This window comes from Sphingobacterium siyangense, from assembly GCF_023277505.1.
GTDB classification, from domain to species: Bacteria; Bacteroidota; Bacteroidia; order Sphingobacteriales; family Sphingobacteriaceae; genus Sphingobacterium; species Sphingobacterium siyangense.
The window spans coordinates 4764959-4790137 of sequence record NZ_CP080574.1 but is presented as its reverse complement, the minus strand read 5'-3'; the positions used below and the strand labels follow the sequence as shown (position 1 = coordinate 4790137).

The following is a 25179-nucleotide window of genomic DNA, read 5'->3' as shown; positions in this document are numbered from 1 at the left end:
AATGCTCATTAAAATTAATGGCCGCTATTTTAGAAATAACGACCATCATGATTGGTCGCTGTTGCTTCTTTCCACGGGCACAACAGTGACGCTGTTCAATTTTTAATCAAACAATCTAATATAATGAAAAAAACTAATCAACGAAAAATTGTAATTATGTCGTTCGGGTTTGGATTGCCTTTATTTTTGATCTGTTTTTCGTTTTCCTTGTTAAAGGCAGAGATTGCTCTTTCCCAAACGGTGGCTTCCAAAAAGATCTCCATGGACGTGACAACCAATAATATTCAGGAAGCTTTTAATATGATTGAAAAGCAAGTCAACGTCTCCTTTACCTATAAAAAGGATTTGCTTTCCATACCATTGCAAATAGCCCTTAATGTCAAGGATACTCCTTTAAAAACGGTTTTGGAAGAAATCCGTAAGCAAACTGACCTTGATTTTAAAGAAATAGATGGAAATGTAATTGCTGTTAGATATCAACCAGGTTCGCTCGGAGTGAAACAAAAGGCCGCCCGCCAAAATATCGTTAAGGGGTCTGTCGTTTCTGCCGGCGATGGGAATCCGCTACCGGGTATCAGTGTACATGTAAAAGGAACAAACAGAACTTCCGTGACAGACGACAGAGGGAATTTCACCTTGTCTGATATTCCGGGCGATGCGGTTTTGGTATTCACCTATATTGGCTATGAGAAGCAGGAGATTCCTGTAAATAACAGGGGATTTATACAAATTAGACTAATCGAATCTTATACAGACCTGGACGAAGTTGTGGTAGTAGGGTATGGCACGCAGAAGAAGGTGAATCTAACCGGTTCCGTTTCGTCCGTTTCTGCTACTGACATTGAAGACAGGCCCATTACCCAAGCCTCGCAGGCGCTAGCGGGTTTAGCAACAGGTGTTTCGGTTTCTCAAAGCGCAGGACGTCCTGGAAATGATGCAGCTTCGATACGCATCAGAGGGCAGGGAACCTTTTCGGGAGCTGGAAACGATCCGTTAGTACTAATAGATGGTCTGGCAGCTTCGATGAATGACATCGATCCTAACAACATAAAGAGCATTTCAGTGTTAAAAGACGCTGCGTCAGCCTCTATATATGGTACGCGTGGTGCAAACGGGGTTATTCTGATCGAAACGAAACGCGGCACAAGTGGTAGACTTCGGGTTTCGTACAATAACACTATAGGCTGGCAGAAAGTGACAGAACTCCCCGATTTTGTAGCATCGGACGAATATGCGACCCTATTTAATGAGGCAAATACGAATGTTGGCCAAGCTTTAACCTATACACCCGAAGAGATTGATAAGTTCCGATCGGGTGTTGATCCCGACAATTATCCGAATGTACCGCACCTGAAAAACCTGCTTTCTTCGGGCTCGGGCTTTCAGATGAACCACAATGTTTCTTTTTCCGGTGGCTCAGATAAGAACTCCTACCTATTTTCCTTAGGCTACCTGGATCAGGATGGTGTTGTTGCCAAAAATAATTATCACCGCTATAACTTCATGCTGAATTCGGATAGTAAAATACTGGATAACCTTACGCTGAAGGTGAATATGACGGGTAACAGTGCACAAACCAATGAGCCAAGGCAATTCGATGGCGAAATGATGAGCATGATCGGTTTCGCTGTCAGACAGGGACCTATTTATGCAGGTAGAAAGTCGGACGGGACCTTTGGCTATCAGGACAATTTCAGTCCGGAAGCATGGCTTTCGAGCGAGTCTTTCGTAAACCGTGCAAACAAGTTTTTTTTAGGGGGAGCTGAGCTTGCCTGGGAAATAGTACCCGGGCTTACCTGGAGTGGTAAAGCGGGATACAATTATAATAATTTTACGAACAATAGCTTTGCGTCTGATTTTATTTTTGACCAAAATAAGCGGGTTGGCCCGAACAATCTGACCGTTAACTCGGGCGACAACTCGTTGTTAACGCTTCAGTCCCTATTACAGTTTAACAGGACTTATGGAAAACACGCAATCAATGCATTAGCGGGTTACTCGGAAGAAAAATTCCGCTCAGACTGGACCACCGCTTTCCGTGACGATTTTCCAAGCAATCTATTGCACGAGCTAAATGCAGGGTCATCAGCCAATATGCAATCGTCCGGCTCGGCGGCTGAATGGGCCTTGCGCTCATTCTTTGGACGGGTAAACTATATATTATCAGATCGTTATCTTTTTGAGGTGAATGCAAGGTATGACGGAACTTCCCGCTTCCCCAGCGAAGGACGTTGGGGTTTGTTTCCCTCTGTTTCGGCAGCTTGGCGGATCTCTGAGGAACCTTTCTTTAAAGAGCATGTGACTGGAGTCGATAACTTGAAATTGAGGGCATCCTGGGGAACGTTGGGAAATCAGAATATCGGTAATTATCCCTATCAGAATGTGCTGAGTTTGGGCAACAATTATCCCATCGGTGGTGTATTGCTCCCAGGTGCGCGTTTAACTACATTGGCAAACAGCGATATTACATGGGAAACAACAGAGGTAAGGGGAATCGGTCTCGATTTCTCACTTATGAAAGGAAAATTTGCCTTCGTGATGGACTATTTTGATAAGCGTACACGGGATATTCTATATAATTTGACGGTTTCAAGTGTACTGGGATTGACACCATCTGAGGTAAACGCCGCCTCTGTACGGAACAACGGGTTTGAATTCCTGATGGATTATCGCACCTCTATCGGAAAGTTGAATATCGGGTTTAGTCCGAATTTTACCTATACGAAAAACCGGGTAACAAAATTGGCAGATGGCCTAACGCAAGATATTGCAAAGAACTTGTTTGTGGGGCAACCGTTGGGAGCCATTTACGGCTATGTAGCCGACGGCCTTTTTGTTGACGAAAACGATATTGCGGCCTACCCAAGGCAACCCTATGCGGCGCAATCCGGTTTTGTGCGATACGCCGATATAAGCGGGCCCAATGGCGCACCAGATGGAGTTGTCGATCCGGCAAATGACCGGACAATTATCGGCAATACCGTACCTAAGTTTAGCTATGGCGCCACCATAAGGTTTGATTACCAAGGTGTGGACCTTTCTGTTCTACTTCATGGATTGGCAGGTTTTGATCGTCAGATGGGCTCTTATCAGGCATTCGCATTTTATAATGGAGGGCAAATTCAGCGCTGGCAGGCCGATAACAGATGGAGTGCCGACAATCCTGATCGAAATGCAGAATATATTAAATTGACCAGTCTAAATATGGGTTCCGGAACGATTATGCCCTCCACATTCTGGAATCGGAACGCAAGCTTTCTGCGCCTCAAGAATATTCAGCTGGGTTATTCTTTTCCGGAGAAAATTACCAGAAAGATGCGGTTGGATAGACTACGTATTTTCTTCAGCGGACAGAATTTATTTTCCCTGAGCAGCTTTTATCAGGGCTGGGATCCGGAGATGGGACAGGGCACAGGCGATAACACACCCTTTTACCCGATAACCAGTGTGTATACTTTTGGCTTGAATGTTAATTTTTAACGGTAGATAATCAATAACATGAAGATAATAATGAAATTCATCACATATTTTAGCCAAAAGGGGTTGTGCTACCTGTTTTTGGCCACATGCACACTTTTTGGAGCGTGCAGCAAGGATTTTTTCGATAAGCAACCCTTGGATGCGGTCTCGGATGCTACTTTCTGGAAGACAGAAAAAGATGCCCTCCTGGCATTGGTGGGTTGTTATAACACGGGAGCCGGATGGAAAGGCGAGGACTTCTGGACACCACGGAGCCTATTGTACCTCGATCTTATGGCGGGTAACGGATCGGAAAAGGAGCTGATACCGGACAGAGTAACGGATGGTACATTAAACTCTGCTTATTGGGTAACGGAAGGATACTGGCGAAATTCTTATCAAAAGTTGACGGCCTGCAACAACTTTCTCGACAATATCGGCAAAGTGGAAATGGATGAAAACAAGAAAGCCGCTATGATAGGTGAGGTTAGAACGTTGAGAGCTTATGAATACTTTAATCTAGCGCTTTATTTTGGAGGTGTTCCATTGGTCACCAAAGTGTTGAGCATCGAGGAGGCAAATAATGTACTCCGCGCCTCACGTGATGAAGTTTGGGATTTTGCGGAAGCAGAGCTGATAGAAAGTGCGGCAGCTTTACCAGCAAGCAGACCTGCAAGTGAACAGGGGCGGATTACAGCGGGTGCAGCATTGGCTATTCTTGGCCGTTTACAAATGGCGAAAGAAAAGTGGGCGGAAGCCGCAGCGACCTATAAAAAAATAATAGATTTTGATGTGTATCGTATTCACCCCGATTTTGCTTCGCTTTTCTCAAGTGGGAACGTTGCAACGAGCGAATTTATTCTTACTTCGCAATACCAGGAAGATGTGTACGGGCATGTGTTACTCCAGTACATGTACCCTGAAACCTGGGGAGGATGGCATCAGTTTTCGCCCTATAATGAACTGGTAAAAGCGTTTGAATGCATAGACGGAAAGTCGATTGAAGAATCCGGCTTATACGATCCATCCAACCCTTACGAAAACAGAGACCCTCGTCTTGATTATACCGTTTTGATCTCCGACAGAAGTGTATTCAAGGGGCAGACTTACATAGCGCGTCCCGGAACGACCTCACCCGATAGATTCAACCGTTACAATTGGAGTGGTTACTGCATACGTAAGTTCATGGATGAAAGTTTCGATGGAAACCTGATGAACTTTGGGGGCAACTGGGCGATTATCCGTTATCCGGAGGTTTTATTGGGTTACCTTGAATCTAAACTGGAAGCTGGCGACCCTATCGACCAAACTCTTTTGGACGCGACAATTAACCTGGTGAGGGGAAGGCAGAATGTTGCCATGCCTAAAGTTACCGCTACGGGTGTAGAATCCTTGCGGTCGGTAATAAGACGGGAACGTCGGGTTGAATTTGCATTTGAGGGTTTACGGTATTTTGATGTACTGCGATGGGGTATTGCTGCGCAGGAACTTAATAGGCAGTTCACGGGGATGAAATTAACCAATAATCCTGCTGGATACAAAGACTTTCCCGTGGATGATGAGGGCTATCTGATCTATCAGCGACGCAACTTCAAGGCAGGTGTGAACGAGTTATGGCCCATTCCCCTGTCTGAACTCCAGATCAACGGAAATCTTACGCAAAACGTGGGTTACTGATTTATCTTGTATCCCACTTCATCCTAGTACAAACACGTTAAAAAAAATACATGAAAAGAAGAACTGTAATAAAAACTTTGGGAATAGCTATTCCGTCGTTTTGGTTAAGTAAAACGATCGCGGGTTCAAAGATACATACCAATGCACCTATAGCTAAAGTAAACTTTAAACCAGATTGGAAATCGCTAGAGCAGTACGAGGTTCCCCAGTGGTTCCGCGATGCGAAGTTTGGTATTTGGGCACATTGGGGACCCCAGTGTCAACCTGAACGAGGTGACTGGTACGCAAGAGGAATGTATCAGGAGGGGAGCGATCAATATAACTATCATGTGCAAAAGTACGGTCATCCCTCGAAATTCGGATTCAAAGATGTGATCAATGAATGGAAAGCAGATAAATGGGATCCGGAAATGTTGTTGGATCTTTACAAGCGTGCAGGAGCTCAGTACTTTGTTGCCTTAGCCAACCATCATGATAATATGGATCTCTATGATAGCAGTCACCAACCATGGAATGCTACGAAGATGGGGCCAAAAAAAGATTTAATGGCAGGCTGGGCGAAGGCAGCCAAAAATCATGGTTTACGTTTCGGCGCGAGCGTTCACGCTGCACATGCATGGACTTGGTACGAAACAGCACAACGTGCAGACAAAAAAGGGCCTCTGAAAGATATACCTTATGACGGAAAAGTCACAAAAGCTGATGGCAATAATAAATGGTGGGATGGATTTGACCCGCAAGACCTCTATGCACAAAATCACCCCTTAAGCGAAAATAGCGGAGATGATGGAATGATTCATCGTCAATGGCATTGGGGTAACGGCGTAAACGTGCCTACCAAAAACTATTGCAATAATTTTCACGACCGGACGATCGAACTTATTGATAAGTATGAACCTGACTTAGTTTATTTCGATGATACTGCATTGCCTTTATGGCCGATAGACGATGCCGGTTTAAGGATTGCAGCACATTATTACAATGTCAGTCAGCAAAAGCATAATGGCAAACTGGAGGCTGTAATTAATGGGAAAATTCTCGATGATCAACAGCGAAAATGTATGGTTTGGGATATTGAGAAAGGACAAAGTAATCAGATAGAGAAGGAGCCTTGGCAAACGTGCACTTGCATCGGTGCTTGGCATTACGATCGACGCATTTATGAGAATAAAAGTTATAAAAGTGCCAAAACGGTCATTCATATGCTAGCTGATGTGGTAAGTAAAAATGGAAACCTTCTTTTGAGCGTTCCGCTTAGAGGAGACGGTTCCATCGATTCGGAAGCCCTCAAAACGGTAGAAGGGATCGCCTCTTGGATGAGCGTAAATAGCGAGAGCATAATCGGCACGAGACCTTGGAATGTTTTTGGAGAGGGACCTGCTATGGAAAATGCTGCCCCTTTAACGGCACAAGGGTTCAATGAAGGAAAAAATAAGCCTTTTACCGCCGAAGACGTGAGATTCACTGCCAAAGGGAATGTATTATACGCTATTGTAATGGGATGGCCTGAAACAGGAAATGTCTTGATCAAAAGTTTAAATAAAGATAATTACCGCGCTAATAAAGTACAGCTTTTAGGTGCAAAGAATAAAGTTAGGTTTGAGCAAACAATGAATGGTCTAGCAGTGACGTTTCCGGATACTATGGATAAAAAGCAACCGGCTTACGTGTTTAAAATCACATGAAAATGAACCTGATTGATTTGAAAGGTCTGGTTTAGGTAAACGCAAAGGATGAGCAATATTGTTCATCCTTTTTTTCTTCTTGTTTTCTTAGAAACTATAGAAATTTCCTATGATCGTGCTCAACCCTAGACCCTACTTAACAGAGAGTGTTTTTTATTCAACGCATCGTATATAAGGGTATATCTTGCTGATAGTGAGGTATTTGATATGATATAGGCGCTTAAAAAGCTGTTTGGCTGCCGTGATCCATAATGGTAAAAATGGGATGAATTGTCTTTTCAGTGTCATTTTGCATAAATAAAATAGTCAACTAAGTTTACTGTAAAGTTAATTTATTCATATTTGTAGTCAACTATGTTTACTAATTAATGCAATATGGCTATTATAAAAGTGAAGCGTCATACACCAGTGGTAGATATGACGGCAATGTGCGACGTCTGTTTCCTCTTACTTAATTTTTTTATTATGACTTCGCAGTTTAAGACCCCTGAGGCGTTACCAGTGGATATTCCTGCATCTACTGTTCAGATTAAAGTACCAGATAATGGGATTGCAACCTTATCGGTAGCCACTGATAAGGTTTTTTTCAGTATACCGGGACAGGATGTCCGAGTAAGGCTGTTAGAACGAATGTCCGAACAGTATGGAGTAGGTTTTACCGAAGCTGAAAAGAAAAATTTCTCATTAACAGAAGGTTTTGGAGTGCCAATGAAAGTTCTTAAAAGCTTTTTGAGGTTAACCGTCAATGAACAACAAAAGAGTAAACTTCAAATAGGCATCCCTACGGATTCGGTGGGAGACAAACCTTCGGAACTAAGTCAATGGATTTTACAGGCAAGGTACGCGGAAAAAGAAATTAGGAACAATGAGCTGAAATTTTCAATTAAAGGCGATTCCAAAATGAAATACCCTGATGCCAAAAGGGTGATAAACATACTACAGGAACAGAAGATTAATAAATTCAGTTTAATAACCAATCTAAGAGCGGATCATATTTAAACTCCGTGGTGATGTTGCACCTTCGTTTGTGAAATCTCAACGTCAATAGAACTTCTTAAACAAGATCGATAGCTGATAGTTTAATTCGTATGATGGGAGAAGTTTTCGTATGAAAATTATGTGATTGTATGTACTACTTTTTATAGATTTACCAGTTCTAATCCGATTCAATTATTGTGTGATTTATTCAGGCTGTGACGAAGTTATACAAGACAAACCCTTGAAGGGACAACAAAAAAGCCCGATACTCAAAAAAGTGTCGGGCTTTTTTTAAAAGGCTTTTAGACAGCGTCTGCCGCCAGGCCCATCTGAAAGGACTGGATTGTAAGCCGTAATAGCTATCTGTCTGTCATTTTCTGTCTGCATCACCCTGCTTTATTTTAAAATAATATTGTTCAAAAATATACTATTGCTTACTTTGCATGTGTACTTACCCCTATGTTATGATACATAACTAAATGGTTAGAATTACTGATTATCAATGGAAAAAAACTTGAAAATAAATCCTCCTTGCGATGATAGCTGTCCTGTGAGAGCATCTTTAACTTTACTGGGTGGTAAATGGACATTAATGATATTGTTTCAAATCAACGAAGGTGTAATGCGGTATGGTGAACTGAAAAGAGCTGTTACAGGCATCAGCGAAAAAATGTTGATTCAAGAATTGAATATGCTTGTTGAAAATAAGTTAGTCAACAAAAAAGTCTATCCTGAAATCCCTCCGAAAGTAGAGTATACGCTAACTGATTTAGGATTTAAGACCTTGCCTATTGTTGATAAATTAGCTGAATTCGGACTGGAAAATTTAATTGAAAAAAAGTCGGTCTAAACGCAAACCATCAATAATGGCATATCAAGAATGACACGGACTTATAGTATTTGGTACCTATTGACCAAGTTATTATGTTTGTCTAAATGTTTCACGAAATAGTATGGATATGAATAAAGTTCTAAAGCCTGTCCAATATATAAGAATAATATACGCCCTTAAAAAAGATATTGAAGAATGGGCTGAAGCTAATTTGCAAGACCTATGGCCCGGCAAATTTCAATTATCCTATATGCAGGTGCTGATATATATTGACGAGGACGGGACTACAAATAAATTGTTGGCTCAACAGGCACAGATTTCAAAGCAGGCTATGAGCCGCATCATCTCAAATATGATAGAAAAAAATATCATTGAAGTACAGCCTATTGAAGCGGATAAAAGGTATTCAAAAATCACTTTAACTGACCTTGGAAAGGAAATTGTCAGAGAATCCCATTTACGTTTTAGCAAATATATCGAGACTATTTCCGAAGGTGGTGACTGGAAATCCATAGTTGATAGCCTGACTGCTCTTTCTTCGCTTCTTAAAAAATAGCAGATCTTTTGGCCTTGTCATATTAATGTAATATCGCATTAATATAGTAAGCATTGTTGACTAATATTAGTCAACAATGCTTACTATTGTATAATTAATTTGTACAACAATGCCAAGAATTAAAATCAAAAGAACAGCACCAAGTGTAGATATGACAGCAATGTCTGATGTGACATTTCTCTTATTGAACTTCTTTGTAATGACAGCAGTATTCAAAACTCCAGAACCCATTCCTATAGATGTTCCAGCCTCAGTGGTAACGGAAAAAATGCCCGACGAAAATTTCGCAATGATAACCGTGAGCAATGATGGGAAATGTCTTTTATCTTTTGCGGAAAGAGATGTAAAAGAACAAACTTTGGATATTATGATTGAAAAATACAATATCCGACTGACGCCTGAAGAAAGGGAAAAATTTTTAGCACTGGAAACTTTAGGTGTTCCGCTAAGGCAGCTAAAGCAATTTTTGTCTTTATCTACTGATAAACATTTGGACAAGTCATTTAATCCCGGTATCGCTGTCGATACGACAACTAATATGTCGAATGAACTTTTCAATTGGATTTCCACAGCAAGAAAAGTAAACTATGGCCTGCACGACAAACAATTGAAGATATTAATAAAGGCAGACGGTAATGTAAAATTCCCGGCAGTAAGTCAGGTCATCGAAACATTACGTAATCAAAAAGCTAATAAATTCAGTTTTATTACAAGTTTAAAGAGTGAGGCATAATCCCCAACCATTCAAATATTTTTATCTATGTTTGATTATATAATACGGTTCTATCGGCTAATGACATTTTTTTCATTAGCAATATGTACTTCTGTGGTTCTGTTATTTCTGTTTTACACTTATTATTTACAAAATTACACTGATTTTTCAAACGGATTGAAGCATGGTTTATCAATAGCAACAATCCTTATTATCCGTGAAACACATGTTTTTATGCGTGGGCAATCAATATTGTTTGAACCTATAGAAATAACATCTGGCATTGTAAGTTCTGAAAAAGTGAAAGGGCAATCAGTTCTGAAAAGTTTAAGAATAAAGATTATGATCTCGTCTGTCATAATCTTTATAATGGGTACACTGATTTTACTGAATGCATATCCTGAAAATTCATATCTCGAAGGAATAACAAGAGCCTTATTCACTTCTGCAACGCTGTTTTTACTGGTATCGACCATGCTTTTCGTAAAATATTCTTACTACATAAGCAGGCTATCCAAGCAAGAAAAAAGCCATCATAACTGATGATTTGTATACCCTTATGTATTGATAACCAGCTATTCTAACCAATTTGTAGGTATCCTGCAAATTGGTACGTACTTGTATGGAAGTGGATATTTTCTCAACTTTACATACGTTCTGATCTTAAAATCATAAGAAAAGAAGAAGTAATTCGATAGTCAAACTATGGAAATTTTAAGATCTTTCGGACAAAAGAAAATAGGCTATCTGCAATTTGATACAACGATTCCATTTGATAGTGTTTCGTTGCCCTGCCATAAATCGGGCGACTGTTACATTCTTCTCTTTGCGGGGACCGGAAGTACTGTTATTTCTGACTTTGTTGAGTATAAAGCGGAGCAGGATACCTTGTTTTTTTTCAATATCGGTTACTGATCAATACAGATCTGACAGTAAAGGAAATCGCCGCTCCGCTCGGCTATGATGATCAATCTTATTTTGTCCGCTTTTTCAGAATCCAAACAGGGAAATCCCCATTTGAATTTAAAAGAATAGCAATTCCCGAATAGCAGGTGGCAAAATGTCCTATACATTGTGCCGTATGTCCATTGTCTGCAAATTTTTACACACGTAACTTTGTATAGTTAATAATTTTTAAACAATAGATTTTATGGCAATAAATATGAAAGCCGTTTGGAAGGGAAGTTTTAAGCAAGGAAACGGAAAATTGGGTATAGAGAATTCTGAATTGAATGGCGTAAGTTTTAAACCTTTTTTTGCAAAAAGTGATGGTAGCTTTACAAATCCGGAAGAATTGCTGGCTTCAGCTCACGCCACATGTTATGCGATGACGTTAGCTTACATCCTTTCGGAAAGCGGAATTTCTGCTGACAGTCTTGAAACGAGTGTTTCACTAGTAGTAGAAAACAATGTAGTTAAGAGCTCAAACCTTAATCTTGAAGCCAAAATCCCTGATATTGATAACGATCGTTTTCAACAGTTTGCGGGTAAGGCCAAAGATATGTGTACAATAGGAAATGCGCTTAGTGTAGAAATTAATTTGAAGGCATCGCTAAAATAACGTAAAGAAAGTCGTTGAAAAGACGGCTTTTTTTAAAGTGACATTTTAAAGCATTAAATCTTAAGAAGATGACTTTTCAGGAAATAATAAATCAGGACAAACCTATACTAATTGACTTTTTTGCAACTTGGTGCGGTCCATGTCAAATGCAAGGTCCTATGGTAGATGAAGTCAAGCAAAGTATGGGCAATGACGTCACCGTTATTAAAATTGATATTGACCAAAACAGAGAACTTGCAACTCAGCTTCAGATTCGTAGTGTTCCCACGTTGATGATTTTTAAAAATGGGGAATTGAAGTGGAGGCAATCGGGCGTTTTTCCTGCTTCAGAATTGGTTACCCTAGTGAAAAAAGAGCTATAAACTAAAGTCTAAACTTACTCAATAAAATGATGAACAGCTTAAAAATGAAAATAGAAATTTGGAGTGATGTTATCTGTCCATTCTGTACATCGGTAAACGAAATTTTGAAACCGCTTTGGAGCAGTTTGCAGATAAAAAACATATTGAAGTAATATGGAAAAGTTTCCAATTGGATGCGTCAATTCCCGAAGTGGCATCTGAAAGTTATGCCCAGTATTTGGTAAAACGAAAAGGAATGGCTGTAGAGAAAGTCAATGGAATGCTGGGTAATGTAACAGAAATGGCATCACAAGTAGGATTAGATTATCATTTAGATCAATCTGTAATCGTTAATTCGCAAAAAGCCCATCAATTGATACAATTTTCAAAATCCAAAAAATTAGGCAACGAAGCAGAAGAACATCTGTTTAGAGCTTTTTTTACCGAGGGCAAAAACATTGCAGATACAGCGATCTTAATTCAGCTAGGCAAGGATTTCGGTTTGCAAGAAAGTGAACTAAAAGCCAGTTTGGATGACGAAAAATACAAGTATGAGATAACCCAGGATATTCAGGAAGCTCAAAATCTGGGCGTTAATGGTGTTCCATTCTTTGTGTTCGACAGAAAATATGCGGTTTCAGGGGCACAGCCATCTGAATCCTTTTTAGAAACTCTGGAAAAGTCCTTTACAGAATGGAGAAAATCCAACCCTGAAACAACCTTAGAAGTTACGGAAGGAGATAGTTGTACGGTTGATGGCAAGTGCGACTAAAATTTTGAAGTTGGACTTTCAAAGGGAACGAATTTAATGAAATGGAACAGCACAGATAACAGAATTCGGAACTTGCCTGAATTGATGAATTTTATATATTTAAACAAAAAAAGTATTTAAAAAAAATGGCTGTTCCAACCAATAAAGCAGAATTACAAAAAGCAATTACGGAAAATTTTTCCAAATTAAATAAAGAACTATCTACCATTCCCTATGAAATGACGACTGCTCAAGAACTGGAAGGACATTGCAAAAATACTTTGATGAGCATTAATAATTTGGTTGCTTATCTTCTCGGTTGGGGCAAGTTGGTTTTGAAATGGAACGTAAAGAAAGATAATAAAGAAGTTGTTGATTTTCCCGAAACTGGTTACAAATGGAACGAGCTCGACAAACTTGCCCAAAAATTCTATGAAGATTATAAAGATGAAGATTTCAATAGTTTAATTGAAAAATTGAACAAAACCGTTGAACAGATTTTGGAATTGATAGAAAATAAATCGAACCAGGAAGTATACGAAGTAAGCTGGTACGAAAAATGGACTTTAGGAAGAATGATACAATTCAACACGTCTTCCCCATACACCAACGCAAGAAGTAGAATACGTAAATGGAAAAAAGAGAAAGGTATTAGATAAAATAGCCGTATATTATTCCAATTTCTCTCAAATAGATTCACAGACATTTTCGCCTATTTTTCAATAATAGAAAAGTAAACAGTAAGGTATTTTCTCTGTACTTTTGAACTTTCATTTCAACCACTTCATCTATTTGCAAAACAATAAAAAATATGGAACAACTGGAACAGATAGCAGAATTTAAGTCTTCTCCTGAATTGATAGAGAAACTTTATCAATACAGCATACGCAAAGAGTACAAGGCAGGAAGTATTATCCTGAATGAAAATGCTTCCATTCGTTCTATTCCCATTGTTACCAAAGGAACGCTGAAAGTCATCCGAACGGAAGAAGACGGCAGGGAGATTTTGCTGTATTACATCATAGCCGGAGAGAGTTGCATTATGTCTTTTTTGGGTGGGATGCACAATGAAACAAGCAAGGTAAAAGCTGAAGTGGAGGAAGATGCCGAAATTCTGTTTCTGCCTATGGATAAAGTAGCGTTGTTCATCAAAGAATACCCGCAGTGGTTGGATTATATTTTCCGCTTGTACCATAAGCGTTTTGAAGAGCTTTTAGAGATTGTCAATGCTATTGCTTTCAAAAAAGTGGATGACCGTTTACTGTCCTTACTGTACAAAAAGCAGGAACTTACAGGAAATAATATTTTAAACATTACCCACGAACAATTAGCCAACGAATTAGGTACTGCCCGAACCGTAGTGTCAAGACTATTAAAGCAATTGGAAGACATAGGTAAAGTTAAATTGGGCAGAAACAAAATCATCCTTATGTGACCAAAGTAGCTGTATAGGATTTGAATTTGATACAATTTTGCAGTATCAAATTCAGAAATCTTATGGATATAGCGGGATATTTAGCATCAATTTTTATAGGTATAGCATTAGGGTTAATCGGCGGCGGTGACAGTATTCTGACCATCCCTGTTTTGGTTTACCTGTTCAGCATAGATGCGGTTTTGGCAACCGCTTATTCTCTTTTTATCGTTGGCTCAACGAGCCTTGTAGGTTCATTTTCCTATTTCAAAAAAGGATGGGTAGATATCAAGACTGCTATTTTTTTCGGGATCCCGTCCGTTGCTGCTATTTTTCTTACCAGGGAGTATATACTTCTAGTTATTCCGGATGACATTTTTACTGTTGGAAGCTACACCATAACCAAGAATATTTTGTTGATGTTGCTCTTTGCCATACTGATGATTGCAGCATCGCTCAGTATGATAAAGAGAGACAGAAAAGCAAGTGACGAAGCATCGCAAAAGCGACAATTCAATTACCTGCAAATTCTCATACAGGGAATTTTTATCGGAGTGATAACCGGATTGATTGGAGCAGGGGGAGGTTTCCTGATAATTCCAGCTTTGGTAAAGCTGCGAAAATTATCGATTAAAACCGCCGTAGGCACCTCATTGGTTATTATTTCCATCAATTCTTTAATGGGATTTTTGTTTTCCCTGTCCCACACTTTCGTAAAGTGGGGCTTTTTATTAAGCATTACTTCTATTGCCATCATCGGTATACTGATAGGCAGTTATTTCTCTACAAAAATTGAGGGTGACAAATTAAAAACTGCTTTCGGTTGGTTTGTGCTGATAATGGGGGTTTATATTATCATAAAAGAGACCATATTAAAATAGATTTCGCTTGTGTGACAAAAGTAGCTGTATAGGAGAAATAAGTCACGGAAATTTGCAGTGTCAAAAGAAGTATTTACCATTTTAAAAATAAAGGATTATGTTTTTTGAACATGTTTATGATAAGAGTTTGGCACAGGGCAGTTACCTAGTAGGCTGTCAGGCTACGGGTGAAGCCATCGTAATTGATGCCCAAAGGGATATAGATGTATATCTCGAAATTGCAAATCAAAATAATCTCCGCATTACGCACATCACCGAAACCCACATACATGCAGACTTCCTGTGTGGTTCAAGGGAATTAAGCGCCGTTACCGGAGCAACAATGTACCTGTCTGACGAAGGACCCGAAGACTGGCAATATCAGTTCCCGCACAAAGGTCTGAAAGACGGAGATATAATCAAGGTGGGGAACCTCACTTTGGAGGTGATGCACACGCCGGGTCACACCCCTGAGAGCATAAGTTTTTTACTGACCGACCAACCGGCAACGGACAGACCCGTTATGCTCTTTACAGGTGATTTTGTATTTGTAGGCGATATAGGTCGTCCTGATTTGTTGGAAAAAGCCGCAGGGATTATCGGAACAAAAGAAGCCGGAGCAAAACAAATGTTTCAATCGTTGAAAAAGTTTGCTGCAATTCCGGAATACGTCCAAGTATGGGCGGCACACGGAGCAGGTTCCGCTTGTGGAAAGGCTTTGGGAGCAGTGCACAGCTCTACAGTTGGATATGAAATGATCCGCAATTGGGCATTTCAGTATGGAGAAGATGAAAAAGGGTTTACCGATTACCTATTGACCGATCAACCCGAACCACCTAAATATTTTGCAGTGATGAAACACTTGAATAAAGTAAATCGTCCATTGCTGATTGAAGTTCCGAAACATCCGAAGCTATCAAAGGAGCAGTTTATTTCTGCCCATGAAAAAGGCATCAAGGTAATTGATACCCGCAATAAGGTAGATTTTGCCAATGGCTTTCTTCCCGGAAGCCTGAACATTCAGGGAAATAACTCTTTCTCTACGTGGTGCGGTTGGTTGTTGAACTATCAGGAGCAGTTTATACTGGTAGCCGATGAGAGCCAAATGGAAGATTTTACACGTAAGCTGATGCGTATAGGCTTGGATAATATGTACGGCTACATTTCAGATGTAAACGGTTTGGGTATTGAGCTACAAACAGCAGCCGTGATTTCTTTGGACGAATTTAAAACCTACATCGGAAAAGACAATGTAAAGATAATAGACGTTCGGGGAGCATCAGAATACGAAGCCAACCACATAGCCGGAGCAGAAAATGTTTTTGTAGGAACCTTGCAGGACAACTTGGATAAAGTCAGTAAAGACAAGCAAGTGATTATTCATTGTCAGGCAGGTGACCGTTCGGCGATAGCGTATGCTATCCTTGCTAAAAACGGTTTTGAAAACGTTATGAACTTTTCGGGCGGAATGAAAGAATGGTTGCAGGCACAAGGCAAAAACAATTTCGTATGCCAAAGCAAAGGGTTAAACTAATTTTCATCATAATAACAGCAATAGCAATGTTTGGAATTTTAAAAAATATGTTTGTACCAACAGACAACAGCGAATTGAAAGAAGCTGTAAAAAATGGTGCATTTTTAGTGGACGTTCGCACACCTGCCGAGTTTTCGGCAGGTAGTGTAAAGGGTGCGGTAAACATTCCGCTGGATAAAGTGTCGAGCCAATTACCTAAATTCAAAGACAAGAAAAGGATTGTTGTCTTTTGCCGTAGCGGAAACCGAAGCGGACAGGCAAAAAGCATTTTGGAACAAAATGGTTTTCTGAATGTGATCAATGGCGGAACGTGGCAAAATGTAAATCAGACTACTAATGAGTAAAACAAATCAAAGTTTTTGGGATGAACGGTACGGACAGGAACAATACGCTTATGGCGAAGCTCCGAATGAATATCTGAAAAACAAGTTAACAGGTTTTCCAAAAGGAAGAATACTATTTCCTCTGGAAGGCGAAGGAAGAAATGCGGTATTTGCGGCAATCCTAGGCTGGAATGTTTTTGCTTTCGACCAAAGTAGTGAAGGTAAAAAGAAAGCAGAATTGCTGGCTAAAAAGAACGGAGTACAGATTGAATACGTTGTTTCAGATGTAGCGGATTTTAGTTGTACCGAAAAGTCATTTGATGCTTTGGTGTTAGTTTATGCTCATTTCACGTTAAATGAGCGTAGGCGATATCATCAAAAGTTGAGTTCATTGCTTAAAAAACGAGGACTACTCATCATAGAGGGATTTGGTAAAGAGCATATTGAAAAACAAAAGCAAAACCCGAATGCTGGCGGGCCGAAAGAAGCAACAATGTTGTATGATTTAGAGGATCTGAAAACCGATTTTCGGGGCTTTGAATTTATAGAAATCTATAAAACAGACACAGAACTACAAGAAGGGAATTATCACGTGGGTGTGGCTTCAGTTGTAAGGGTTTTGGCAATAAAAAAATAAAAACAATGAAAGGATATGTAAGAAATTGGAATTTAATGCGGGTGCTTCGATTAACATTGGGCATTTTTATTATTGTACAGGGCATTATGCAAAAAGAATGGTTGCTCTTGGGATTGGGCAGCTTGTTCTCTTTAATGCCATTAATGAATATAGGTTGCTGTGGTGTATCAGGTTGTAATACGCCAGTTCGGAAAAGCAATAAAAAAATAGAAGATATATCGTATGAAGAAGTTCGGTAAGAAATATTTGTTCACTATAATAGGAATGGCTATTGGTGCAGTCACAGGCTATTTTTATTGGAAATTTGTCGGATGCAATACAGGCAGTTGTACCATTACTTCCAACCCAATAAACAGCACTCTCTACGGTTCGATCATCGGAGGGCTGCTATTATCAATATTTAAAAAAGACAAAAAGCAATATGACGTTTCATGAAATAATTAACAGTGATAAACCGGTATTGGTAGATTTCTTTGCCGAATGGTGTGGCCCCTGCAAAATGATGTCACCCATTCTAGAAGAATTAAAACAGCGTATTGGCGATGATGCAAGCATCATTAAAATTGATGTGGACAAGAATCCACAAGCAGCAGCAGCGTATCAGGTTCGGGGTGTACCTACGCTTATTATATTTAAAAAAGGAGAAATCCGTTGGAGACAATCAGGCATTTTTCCTGCAAATGAATTGGAAAGATTGATTAACGAAAACAGATAAAAATACAAATGTTAGAATTTTTGAAACAACCATGGCTGTGGTACGTTGCAGGCCCACTGGTCGGGCTTACCGTACCTGCACTCTTAATCATTGGTAACAAATCATTTGGCATCAGTTCATCACTGAGACATATATGTGCCTCCTGTATGCCTGCAAATATTCCATTTTTCAAGTACGATTGGAAAAAAGAAGCGTGGAACCTCTTTTTCGTATTCGGCATATTTTTAGGCGGGGTAATTGCCATTAATCTGTTGTCAAATCCCAGCCCTGTTGAGGTCAATCCAAAATTGGCAGAAGAATTGGCAGGCTACGGCATTACCAATTACAGTAATCTAATTCCCGAAGACATCATCAACTGGCAATTGCTATTTACACTGAAAGGATTTTTGCTTATGGTAGTCGGAGGTTTTTTGGTCGGCTTCGGTACACGCTATGCGGGCGGCTGTACAAGCGGACACGCTATTATGGGATTGTCTAATTTACAGTTACCCTCGCTGATTGCCACCATTTGTTTTATGATCGGCGGTTTTATTATGGCAAATTTGATACTCCCAATAATACTTTCATTATAATAAAAAAAGAAATGAAACAATCTACAGATACAGACAAAAATTTAGTGAGACCCAAATGGTACGATAACCTCAAATATCTGATAATTGGAATATTGTTTGGCATTGTATTCGTAAAATCGGAAGTAGTAAGCTGGTTTCGCATACAGGAAATGTTCCGTTTACAATCCTTTCATATGTACGGTATCATCGGAAGTGCAGTCATTACAGGGATGATTTCGATTTTTCTGATAAAGAAATTCAATATCAAAACCATTGATGGACAAACCATTGAGATTGCTCCAAAAACATTTAATAAAGGGCAAATCTATGGCGGTTTGCTATTCGGTTTTGGTTGGGCGATCACAGGAGCGTGTCCAGGACCGCTTTTTGCACAAATCGGGACAGGGGCTACTGTCGTTGCTGTCACACTATTGAGTGCTATTGCAGGAACTTGGGTTTATGGTTTGCTCAGAGAGAAATTGCCGCATTAAAGCGATCATATATTTTGATTTTGTTAAATCAGTTTATGATTTTCTGTTAGTGAATAATTGTTATCAAAAAGGTAGTCTTTAGATAATTTTTGGTATCCGATTTCCATTTTTACTAAGGTAATTTTGTAAAATAATTTTAAAGGTAAATGGAAATGAAAAATGAAATCACAAATAAAGATATAAAACAAAATACATCGGTTTCTTTTACACCGCTTGTAAAGCAAGGAGATGCTCCAGTTCCATTATCAATTCTAGATGTAGCAACCACAGGTAAAGGATATTCTGCCGCAGAAGCAATTAGTAACAGTATAGCGTTGGCAAAATTTGCAGATCAACGTGGCTTTGCCCGCTATTGGGTGGCCGAACATCATAGTATGCCTGCTGTTTCTACATCTTCACCTGCCATGTTGCTTTCCAGACTAATTGGCGAAACAAAAAATATCCGATTGGGATCAGGGGGTATGATGTTGCCAAATTTTCCACCTTTAGTCGTTGCTGAACAGTTTGGTATGCTTCAGGCAATGGCTTCAGGACGTATCGATCTCGGAATAGGAAGAGCACCGGGAACTAACGGACTTACAGCCTCAGCGCTTCGTGGTAACAATCTGGGAGCTGAGGACTTTCCTGAACTGTTGACAGAATTACTACATTTTCTTGATGATGATTTTCCTGAAGGTCACCCTTATAAAGGTAGGGTATTTGCCGTTCCAGGACCAGGACAAGATCGTGAAAACGGTATAGCCCGTTCTTCTGAAAGCCCATCAGTATGGTTACTGGGATCTTCTGGTTATTCTGCACAGCTGGCTGGAAAACTCGGACTGCCGTTTGCATTTGCTGCACAGCTCGCACCAGAAAATATGTTATTTGCGTTTGATATTTATAAAAAGAACTTCAAACCATCAAAGGTTCTTGATAAACCATATACCATTGCAAGTATCTCTGTATTTGCAGCAGATAGTGAAGAAGAGGCAAGAATTCAAACGCGAACTTTTGCACACAGTATGCTTCGTATGATGAAAGGAGAATCCTATGTTGTTCCATCTCCTGAAGAATTGAAGAACTATGATTACAATAGCTCAGAAATGCTTGTATTGGAAAGTTGGCATCAAAAAATGATTTACGGAACTGCCGACAAAGTAGTGAGTAGGTTAAATGAATTTCAAAAGATTTCAGGAGCAAATGAATTGATGATTGCCAATCTGGGGCACTCCCTCGAAGGTATATTGCATTCTGCAAAATTGATAGCAGATGCCTACAATATGCCTAATATAGAGATTGAAAGAAATTTAAGAGATTAAAACATCAACCATAGTATCTACTTATCAAAATGGTACTAAATAATGTGTTTTTGATACCATAAAAATGTTTGGTTATCATGACCTTTGCAACGTACTCATTGTTCGGAAAGTAATAAAAAGAACTTGAGAAATTATTAAAATTTAACAAAAATAGTATGAAAAAAATAATTGTCGCGATGGCACTTTTGCTATCATCTGTATTGTCGTTCGGACAAATAAATTCTGATACTAAACCGAGTGTTCAGCTAATCAGAAATGCAACATTAGTTATTGAGTACAACGGGAAAAAAATCCTGGTTGACCCCATGTTTTCGCCAAAGGGAGCAATTGACTCTTGGGCCGGGATCCAAAAAAATCCTACTGTTGAATTGAAAATGCCGATTGAAAAAATCGTTAAGGACGTTGATTTAGTAATTGTAAGTCATAGTCACGAAGATCATTTTGACAAATTTGCAAGTCAAAACCTTGACAAATCCATAGACTTGATTATACAGCCAGCCGATGCGGATTTTTTCAAAAAAGAAAACTTTACCAATGCAACTGTATTAGAGGACAATAAAGTATGGAATGGTATAAATATCCATCGAGTAGAGGGACAACACGGAAGTGGTGAGGTATTGAAAATGATGGGCAAAACCTCAGGATTTGTATTGCAAGCAGAAAACCAGCCAACTGTTTATATTGTTGGAGATGCTATCTGGACAGAAGATATTAAAAAGACTATTAAAAAATTTAAGCCTGATTATATCATTGTAAATTCTGGAGGAGCACGCATTCAAGGCTTTGAAAATGTACCAATTATTATGGACGAAGCCCAAACAATGGCTTTAATAAGTGAGAGCGGAAAAGCAAAAGTTATAGCAGTCCATATGGATGCATTGGATCATTGCCGCACGACCAGAAGTTCTTTAAAAGATAAAGCCGCCAATTTGAAGATCGGTCCAGACAAATTGATGATTCCAGAAGATGGAGAAGTAATTATACTGACCCCTTAAATTTTCTTATTGCTTTTCACAATTACCGCCTAATAAGTGAATGGTTTTAGAAAAGTGACGTTTGCCAAAATAAGGTAGTAAACAATAATTATGAAGTCATAAAACCCATTTAATTTAACAGGTTTTATGACTTTTAATATTTTTATTTTTACAGACTATCCTCTTAAATTTTCCAATAATGAAACTGATAATAAAATTGGTAGTACCTATTACAATGAAAACCACAAAAAAAAGAATAACCGCGAATCATTCTCGTTATGTGACAAAAGTAACAATACAAGAATAAAGGTTATTTTATCTTTGTAGATTAAGAACTTCTAAAAAGGATGATATGCAGAACAAAACAAACTTAACAATTTCAATACTCTTGTCTGTTATGCTGTTTCTACAGGGAAATAAATTACAAGCACAAAGCTATTTTTTCGAGCGTGTATATGATGAAACGCTGGCACAGGCAAGTTATGTTATAGGTGATCTGAACACCAAAGAAGCCATTGTAATAGACCCCAGAAGGGATATTGATGTTTATTTGGAAATAGCGCAAACCAACAACCTCAAAATTACCAAAGTTACCGAAACGCACATTCACGCAGACTTTTTAAGCGGTTCCCGAGAATTGACAGCCGTTACCAATGCAGAATTGTTACTGTCCGGTGAGGGCGGAGCAGACTGGCAATATCAGTTTCCGCACACAGGGCTGAAGGACGGAAGCATTATTGTAGTCGGGCAGGTGGAATTGAAAGTAATGCACACGCCGGGGCATACACCCGAAAGCATCACTTTTTTGGTAAGAGATATGGAAGCATCAGCCACACCGCAAAGAGCCATTACGGGAGATTTTATTTTCGTTGGGGATGTCGGCCGTCCAGATTTATTGGAAAAAACAGCCGGGCAGATAGGCTCGCAAGAGATTGGAGCAAAACAGCTTTATGCTTCCATTCATAAGTTTTCAAAATTGCCTGATGATTTGGAAATTTGGGCAGGACACGGAGCTGGTTCATTTTGTGGTAAAAGTTTGAGCACCATTCCACATTCTACGTTAAAGGAAGAAAAGCAGAACAGCAAAGCTCTTCAATTTAAAAATGATGAACAAGGATTTGTAAAATACATTATGGACGGACAGCTAACCCCACCCAAATATTTTGCAATGATGAAGCAACTGAACAAAGCTGAACGTCCGTTGCTTATCCAGGTTCCTATACACCCGAGACTTGATCAGACGGTCTTTCAAAAAGCAATAGATAATAATCTTCTGATTATTGATACCCGAAGCAAAGATGAGGTTGCCAAAGGACACATTCAGGGTAGCCTGCATATCGAAAACGGAAAATCACTTTCCACTTGGGTAGGTTCTTTATTAGATTACCAGCAGCAAATCGTATTGATAACCAATGAAAGCCATACCGAAGATTTGACCCGTAAACTGATGCGTATCGGAATGGATAATATCTACGGTTTTGTAACCGGTTTGGATAAAATGAATGTCGAACTGGAAAAATCCGACCTCGTCAGTATTGGGGAACTGAAAAAGCATTTAGACAAAAAAGACATGCAAATCGTAGATGTACGAACCGAAAGCGAATATCGTAACGGACACATTAAAGGTGTGGAAAATATGGTGCTGACTTCGTTGGAAAACAATATAGACAAAATCAGTAAAGACAAACCTGTCATTATACATTGCCAAAGCGGAGTAAGGGCTGCAATGGCATACTCCATATTGAAAAGAAACGGCGTGGAAAATCTCAAAATGTATTCGGGAGGTATCAATGAATGGACGGAACAAAAGAATGAATTGGTTAAATAAAGGCTTTTTCGTATTAAAAAAGTCTAAAAGTAGTTTTTACTCTTGCACCCCTAAACAAATAAGACTATTTTAGCAAATTGATGAACAGGACTATACTAAATATTTCAGCAAATTGTAAGCGATACTTCTTTGTATTCTCCGTAATGCTTTTGGTATTGCTTACGTCCTGTGCCATCAAGGGCAGTATCAAAACGTTGGCAGGCATTCCTGCGAATACGGAACGCGGCTTACCAAAAGGCAATCAAAATTTCTCTGTAAATACCGGAGACAAATGTGCCGAGTTTGACATTGCAGACACGCAAATCGTTCAGAAGATTTCTTTCAAAGCGAACGACCTATTACCCGTAGTCCTTTTTACGGCAACCTTTCTCTTTCTGTTCGGCTTTCGTCCAGTAAGCAAAGAAAACAAACACCCCCTTTATAGCTGTAGTGGAAAAATCCGAAACGCTATTCCTCTCTTTTTGGAATACAGGAAACTTATCATCCACTTCTCCCACTAATCTCTTTTCCCTATTGACTGCACAGGTTCGATAGATTGAATTTCTATTTTTTTCATTTCAGAATAATCTTAGGTCGCCTTTGTACGACCTCTCCAAAATCGTATACTAATATGATAAAACATATTATGGTAACCACTGTCACGTGGCTTACCATTGTTGCTACGTTTCCGCTATATGCGCAACAGCAACGAGAAAACACTTTAGGCAGTCTGTGGTCTAAAGTGGAAGATAAGTACCCGGGCGTTGGCGTAAAAACATCGGCAATTGATGTCGCAAAACTTAATGAACGGGCAATAAAAAGCAACATGCTTCCACAGGTAAAAGCACAGGCACAAAATACTTACGGAACGTATGAAGGAAGTGCAGGTGCATTTTTTCCACAGGCAGGCTTTTTCAATGTGAGTGGTTCGGCTGTGCCACTGGACGGCAGTTCTACAGCAGCCAATACTTTTGGTTCCGCCACCATAGAATGGGAACTGTTTGCTTTCGGAAAGCTCCGCAAGCAGAACGAGGCTGCGGCTGCGTTATACAACAAATCGGTCAGCGAAAAAGATGCCTATCTGCTCAGCCTGAAAAAGATCCTATCAGAACGGTACATTGTTCTTTTATACAACAATGCGAAACTGAAATGGTCGGAAAGGAATGCCAGACGATTGGATGACATCCGCAAGATAACCTCAGGGCTATCCGCTTCGGGTTTAAGACCTGCCGCAGACAGTCTGCTCGCTTCATCATCGTATGTACAGGCTATGGGCGAAAACGATAAGTGGAACGGATTTAAAAATGCCTCTTACATCAAACTATTAGAACTGTACGATGATGATAGCGTTAGTTATATCGCATCTGCCGAACGTTTTGGCAATCCCACTGGAAATAATTTAAGCAAGATAAATACCATCAATCCCGCTCACCCCATCTTAGATGCTCTGGATAAGCAGTCCGAATATTACACGTTGAGTGGCGAAGCACAAAAAAGAGCTTCTTTGCCTTCTATAAATCTGTTGGGCGGTTATGCCTATCGGGGTACGAGTATAAGCCCGAATGGGGCAGTATCGGGAGCGTGGAACGACGGTTTTAGCAATACGACCAATAATTTTCTTGCGGGTATCGGTATTACTTGGAACTTGACAAACCTATATATGAACCGCCTGAAAGGAGAACAACTTTTCAAAGAAGCAGAAAGCACCAACTTACTTTATTCGCAATATGAACAGGCGATGCAGGCAGATTTATCCGCTTCACAGGCGAAAATCATACAGCAGCACGAACAGCTTCAGAAAACAAAGCTTGCCGTAAAGCAGTCGCAGGATGCTTACAATATGTATCTGGCAAGGTACAAAAGTGGCTTAATCACCCTTAGCGAACTGTTGCAGATACGCACTTTGCTCGAACGGGCGGAGAATGCCCACATAGATGCTTCGCGTGATTATTGGCTCTTGCTTGCCTACGAGGCGGAACTGACTGCAGATTTCGACTTTTTGTTTAACAACCTTTAATTAATC

At 39.7% G+C, this 25179-nt stretch carries 27 protein-coding genes and 1 pseudogene; all 28 read left to right on the top strand.

Translation table 11 applies throughout. The features are described from left to right. The first annotated feature begins 123 nt into the window (after positions 1-123). Positions 124-3480 carry a TonB-dependent receptor gene (locus K2F45_RS20140; RefSeq protein ID WP_248932260.1) on the top strand — a complete coding sequence of 1119 codons (3357 nt, stop codon included), beginning with the start codon at positions 124-126 and terminating at the stop codon, positions 3478-3480. Between the two features lie 30 nt (positions 3481-3510). Next, entirely contained in the window at positions 3511-5136 is a 1626-nt protein-coding gene (locus K2F45_RS20135; protein WP_248932259.1) for a RagB/SusD family nutrient uptake outer membrane protein, read from the top strand. Between the two features lie 50 nt (positions 5137-5186). After that, entirely contained in the window at positions 5187-6821 is a 1635-nt protein-coding gene (locus tag K2F45_RS20130) for an alpha-L-fucosidase (protein ID WP_248932258.1), read from the top strand. 375 nt (positions 6822-7196) lie between these two features. Next, positions 7197-7820, top strand: coding sequence for an ExbD/TolR family protein (locus K2F45_RS20125; RefSeq protein ID WP_248932257.1), 624 nt, complete (start codon positions 7197-7199; stop codon positions 7818-7820). A 481-nt stretch (positions 7821-8301) separates the two neighbouring features. Continuing rightward, complete coding sequence (locus K2F45_RS20120) at positions 8302-8649, top strand: winged helix-turn-helix transcriptional regulator (RefSeq protein ID WP_248932256.1); 348 nt, start codon at positions 8302-8304, stop codon at positions 8647-8649. A 103-nt stretch (positions 8650-8752) separates the two neighbouring features. Beyond that, positions 8753-9187 carry a MarR family winged helix-turn-helix transcriptional regulator gene (locus K2F45_RS20115; protein WP_248932255.1) on the top strand — a complete coding sequence of 145 codons (435 nt, stop codon included), beginning with the start codon at positions 8753-8755 and terminating at the stop codon, positions 9185-9187. 109 nt (positions 9188-9296) lie between these two features. Beyond that, complete coding sequence (locus K2F45_RS20110) at positions 9297-9920, top strand: ExbD/TolR family protein (RefSeq protein ID WP_248932254.1); 624 nt, start codon at positions 9297-9299, stop codon at positions 9918-9920. Positions 9921-10604: 684 nt separating this feature from the next. Further along, a complete protein-coding gene (locus K2F45_RS20105; RefSeq protein WP_248932253.1) occupies positions 10605-10814 on the top strand; it encodes a hypothetical protein in 210 nt (69 codons plus the stop codon). Beyond that, the gene (locus tag K2F45_RS27525) at positions 10811-10948 is read left to right on the top strand and encodes a helix-turn-helix domain-containing protein (protein ID WP_410240478.1); all 138 of its coding nucleotides are present in this window, start codon (positions 10811-10813) and stop codon (positions 10946-10948) included. Before K2F45_RS20105 ends, K2F45_RS27525 begins: the two co-directional genes overlap by 4 nt. A gap of 101 nt (positions 10949-11049) precedes the next feature. Continuing rightward, on the top strand, positions 11050-11460 hold the full coding sequence (locus K2F45_RS20100) for an OsmC family peroxiredoxin (protein ID WP_248932252.1): 411 nt from the start codon (positions 11050-11052) through the stop codon (positions 11458-11460). A gap of 65 nt (positions 11461-11525) precedes the next feature. Continuing rightward, positions 11526-11822 (top strand): annotated as a pseudogene (gene trxA / locus K2F45_RS20095) (thioredoxin); the annotation flags it as partial. Between the two features lie 115 nt (positions 11823-11937). Continuing rightward, on the top strand, positions 11938-12573 hold the full coding sequence (locus K2F45_RS20090) for a DsbA family oxidoreductase (RefSeq protein ID WP_248932250.1): 636 nt from the start codon (positions 11938-11940) through the stop codon (positions 12571-12573). 125 nt (positions 12574-12698) lie between these two features. Then, positions 12699-13211, top strand: a complete 513-nt coding sequence (locus K2F45_RS20085; RefSeq protein ID WP_248932249.1) for a ClbS/DfsB family four-helix bundle protein — start codon at positions 12699-12701, stop codon at positions 13209-13211. Positions 13212-13363: 152 nt separating this feature from the next. Further along, positions 13364-13987, top strand: coding sequence for a Crp/Fnr family transcriptional regulator (locus tag K2F45_RS20080; RefSeq protein WP_248932248.1), 624 nt, complete (start codon positions 13364-13366; stop codon positions 13985-13987). Between the two features lie 62 nt (positions 13988-14049). Then, positions 14050-14847: a sulfite exporter TauE/SafE family protein gene (locus K2F45_RS20075; RefSeq protein ID WP_248932247.1), complete on the top strand. Its 798-nt coding sequence runs from the start codon at positions 14050-14052 to the stop codon at positions 14845-14847. Positions 14848-14944: 97 nt separating this feature from the next. Beyond that, positions 14945-16360 carry an MBL fold metallo-hydrolase gene (locus K2F45_RS20070; RefSeq protein WP_248932246.1) on the top strand — a complete coding sequence of 472 codons (1416 nt, stop codon included), beginning with the start codon at positions 14945-14947 and terminating at the stop codon, positions 16358-16360. Between the two features lie 26 nt (positions 16361-16386). Further along, entirely contained in the window at positions 16387-16704 is a 318-nt protein-coding gene (locus K2F45_RS20065; protein WP_248932245.1) for a rhodanese-like domain-containing protein, read from the top strand. Next, the gene (locus K2F45_RS20060) at positions 16697-17320 is read left to right on the top strand and encodes a class I SAM-dependent methyltransferase (protein ID WP_248932244.1); all 624 of its coding nucleotides are present in this window, start codon (positions 16697-16699) and stop codon (positions 17318-17320) included. The genes K2F45_RS20065 and K2F45_RS20060 overlap by 8 nt, the downstream gene beginning before the upstream one ends. 5 nt (positions 17321-17325) lie before the next feature. Further along, on the top strand, positions 17326-17559 hold the full coding sequence (locus K2F45_RS20055) for a hypothetical protein (protein WP_248932243.1): 234 nt from the start codon (positions 17326-17328) through the stop codon (positions 17557-17559). After that, positions 17543-17755: a DUF6132 family protein gene (locus K2F45_RS20050; RefSeq protein ID WP_338055409.1), complete on the top strand. Its 213-nt coding sequence runs from the start codon at positions 17543-17545 to the stop codon at positions 17753-17755. The genes K2F45_RS20055 and K2F45_RS20050 overlap by 17 nt, the downstream gene beginning before the upstream one ends. Continuing rightward, positions 17742-18035 (top strand): thioredoxin, encoded by a 294-nt coding sequence (gene trxA, locus K2F45_RS20045; protein WP_248932242.1) that lies wholly within the window; start codon positions 17742-17744, stop codon positions 18033-18035. The genes K2F45_RS20050 and trxA (K2F45_RS20045) overlap by 14 nt, the downstream gene beginning before the upstream one ends. Before the next feature lie 8 nt (positions 18036-18043). After that, complete coding sequence (locus K2F45_RS20040; RefSeq protein ID WP_248932241.1) at positions 18044-18607, top strand: YeeE/YedE family protein; 564 nt, start codon at positions 18044-18046, stop codon at positions 18605-18607. Between the two features lie 11 nt (positions 18608-18618). After that, the gene (locus K2F45_RS20035; protein ID WP_248932240.1) at positions 18619-19077 is read left to right on the top strand and encodes a DUF6691 family protein; all 459 of its coding nucleotides are present in this window, start codon (positions 18619-18621) and stop codon (positions 19075-19077) included. A gap of 152 nt (positions 19078-19229) precedes the next feature. Next, positions 19230-20375, top strand: a complete 1146-nt coding sequence (locus K2F45_RS20030) for an LLM class flavin-dependent oxidoreductase (RefSeq protein WP_248932239.1) — start codon at positions 19230-19232, stop codon at positions 20373-20375. 155 nt (positions 20376-20530) lie between these two features. Next, positions 20531-21370 (top strand): MBL fold metallo-hydrolase, encoded by an 840-nt coding sequence (locus K2F45_RS20025; RefSeq protein ID WP_248932238.1) that lies wholly within the window; start codon positions 20531-20533, stop codon positions 21368-21370. Between the two features lie 331 nt (positions 21371-21701). Continuing rightward, positions 21702-23177 (top strand): MBL fold metallo-hydrolase, encoded by a 1476-nt coding sequence (locus tag K2F45_RS20020; protein ID WP_248932237.1) that lies wholly within the window; start codon positions 21702-21704, stop codon positions 23175-23177. Positions 23178-23257: 80 nt separating this feature from the next. Continuing rightward, entirely contained in the window at positions 23258-23677 is a 420-nt protein-coding gene (locus K2F45_RS20015; protein WP_248932236.1) for a hypothetical protein, read from the top strand. Positions 23678-23787: 110 nt separating this feature from the next. Next, a complete protein-coding gene (locus K2F45_RS20010; protein WP_248932235.1) occupies positions 23788-25173 on the top strand; it encodes a TolC family protein in 1386 nt (461 codons plus the stop codon). Positions 25174-25179 lie beyond the last annotated feature (6 nt).

What these genes read in the sequence shown, in the direction of transcription:
- K2F45_RS20140 (WP_248932260.1), top strand. Translation starts at nt 124, where the DNA reads ATGAAAAAAACTAATCAACGAAAAATTGTAATTATGTCGTTCGGGTTT.
- K2F45_RS20135 (WP_248932259.1), top strand. Translation starts at nt 3,511, where the DNA reads ATGAAATTCATCACATATTTTAGCCAAAAGGGGTTGTGCTACCTGTTT.
- K2F45_RS20130 (WP_248932258.1), top strand. Translation starts at nt 5,187, where the DNA reads ATGAAAAGAAGAACTGTAATAAAAACTTTGGGAATAGCTATTCCGTCG.
- K2F45_RS20125 (WP_248932257.1), top strand. Translation starts at nt 7,197, where the DNA reads ATGGCTATTATAAAAGTGAAGCGTCATACACCAGTGGTAGATATGACG.
- K2F45_RS20120 (WP_248932256.1), top strand. Translation starts at nt 8,302, where the DNA reads ATGGAAAAAAACTTGAAAATAAATCCTCCTTGCGATGATAGCTGTCCT.
- K2F45_RS20115 (WP_248932255.1), top strand. Translation starts at nt 8,753, where the DNA reads ATGGATATGAATAAAGTTCTAAAGCCTGTCCAATATATAAGAATAATA.
- K2F45_RS20110 (WP_248932254.1), top strand. Translation starts at nt 9,297, where the DNA reads ATGCCAAGAATTAAAATCAAAAGAACAGCACCAAGTGTAGATATGACA.
- K2F45_RS20105 (WP_248932253.1), top strand. Translation starts at nt 10,605, where the DNA reads ATGGAAATTTTAAGATCTTTCGGACAAAAGAAAATAGGCTATCTGCAA.
- K2F45_RS20100 (WP_248932252.1), top strand. Translation starts at nt 11,050, where the DNA reads ATGGCAATAAATATGAAAGCCGTTTGGAAGGGAAGTTTTAAGCAAGGA.
- K2F45_RS20085 (WP_248932249.1), top strand. Translation starts at nt 12,699, where the DNA reads ATGGCTGTTCCAACCAATAAAGCAGAATTACAAAAAGCAATTACGGAA.
- K2F45_RS20080 (WP_248932248.1), top strand. Translation starts at nt 13,364, where the DNA reads ATGGAACAACTGGAACAGATAGCAGAATTTAAGTCTTCTCCTGAATTG.
- K2F45_RS20075 (WP_248932247.1), top strand. Translation starts at nt 14,050, where the DNA reads ATGGATATAGCGGGATATTTAGCATCAATTTTTATAGGTATAGCATTA.
- K2F45_RS20070 (WP_248932246.1), top strand. Translation starts at nt 14,945, where the DNA reads ATGTTTTTTGAACATGTTTATGATAAGAGTTTGGCACAGGGCAGTTAC.
- K2F45_RS20065 (WP_248932245.1), top strand. Translation starts at nt 16,387, where the DNA reads ATGTTTGGAATTTTAAAAAATATGTTTGTACCAACAGACAACAGCGAA.
- K2F45_RS20060 (WP_248932244.1), top strand. Translation starts at nt 16,697, where the DNA reads ATGAGTAAAACAAATCAAAGTTTTTGGGATGAACGGTACGGACAGGAA.
- K2F45_RS20055 (WP_248932243.1), top strand. Translation starts at nt 17,326, where the DNA reads ATGAAAGGATATGTAAGAAATTGGAATTTAATGCGGGTGCTTCGATTA.
- K2F45_RS20050 (WP_338055409.1), top strand. Translation starts at nt 17,543, where the DNA reads ATGAAGAAGTTCGGTAAGAAATATTTGTTCACTATAATAGGAATGGCT.
- trxA (WP_248932242.1), top strand. Translation starts at nt 17,742, where the DNA reads ATGACGTTTCATGAAATAATTAACAGTGATAAACCGGTATTGGTAGAT.
- K2F45_RS20040 (WP_248932241.1), top strand. Translation starts at nt 18,044, where the DNA reads ATGTTAGAATTTTTGAAACAACCATGGCTGTGGTACGTTGCAGGCCCA.
- K2F45_RS20035 (WP_248932240.1), top strand. Translation starts at nt 18,619, where the DNA reads ATGAAACAATCTACAGATACAGACAAAAATTTAGTGAGACCCAAATGG.
- K2F45_RS20030 (WP_248932239.1), top strand. Translation starts at nt 19,230, where the DNA reads ATGAAAAATGAAATCACAAATAAAGATATAAAACAAAATACATCGGTT.
- K2F45_RS20025 (WP_248932238.1), top strand. Translation starts at nt 20,531, where the DNA reads ATGAAAAAAATAATTGTCGCGATGGCACTTTTGCTATCATCTGTATTG.
- K2F45_RS20020 (WP_248932237.1), top strand. Translation starts at nt 21,702, where the DNA reads ATGCAGAACAAAACAAACTTAACAATTTCAATACTCTTGTCTGTTATG.
- K2F45_RS20015 (WP_248932236.1), top strand. Translation starts at nt 23,258, where the DNA reads ATGAACAGGACTATACTAAATATTTCAGCAAATTGTAAGCGATACTTC.
- K2F45_RS20010 (WP_248932235.1), top strand. Translation starts at nt 23,788, where the DNA reads ATGATAAAACATATTATGGTAACCACTGTCACGTGGCTTACCATTGTT.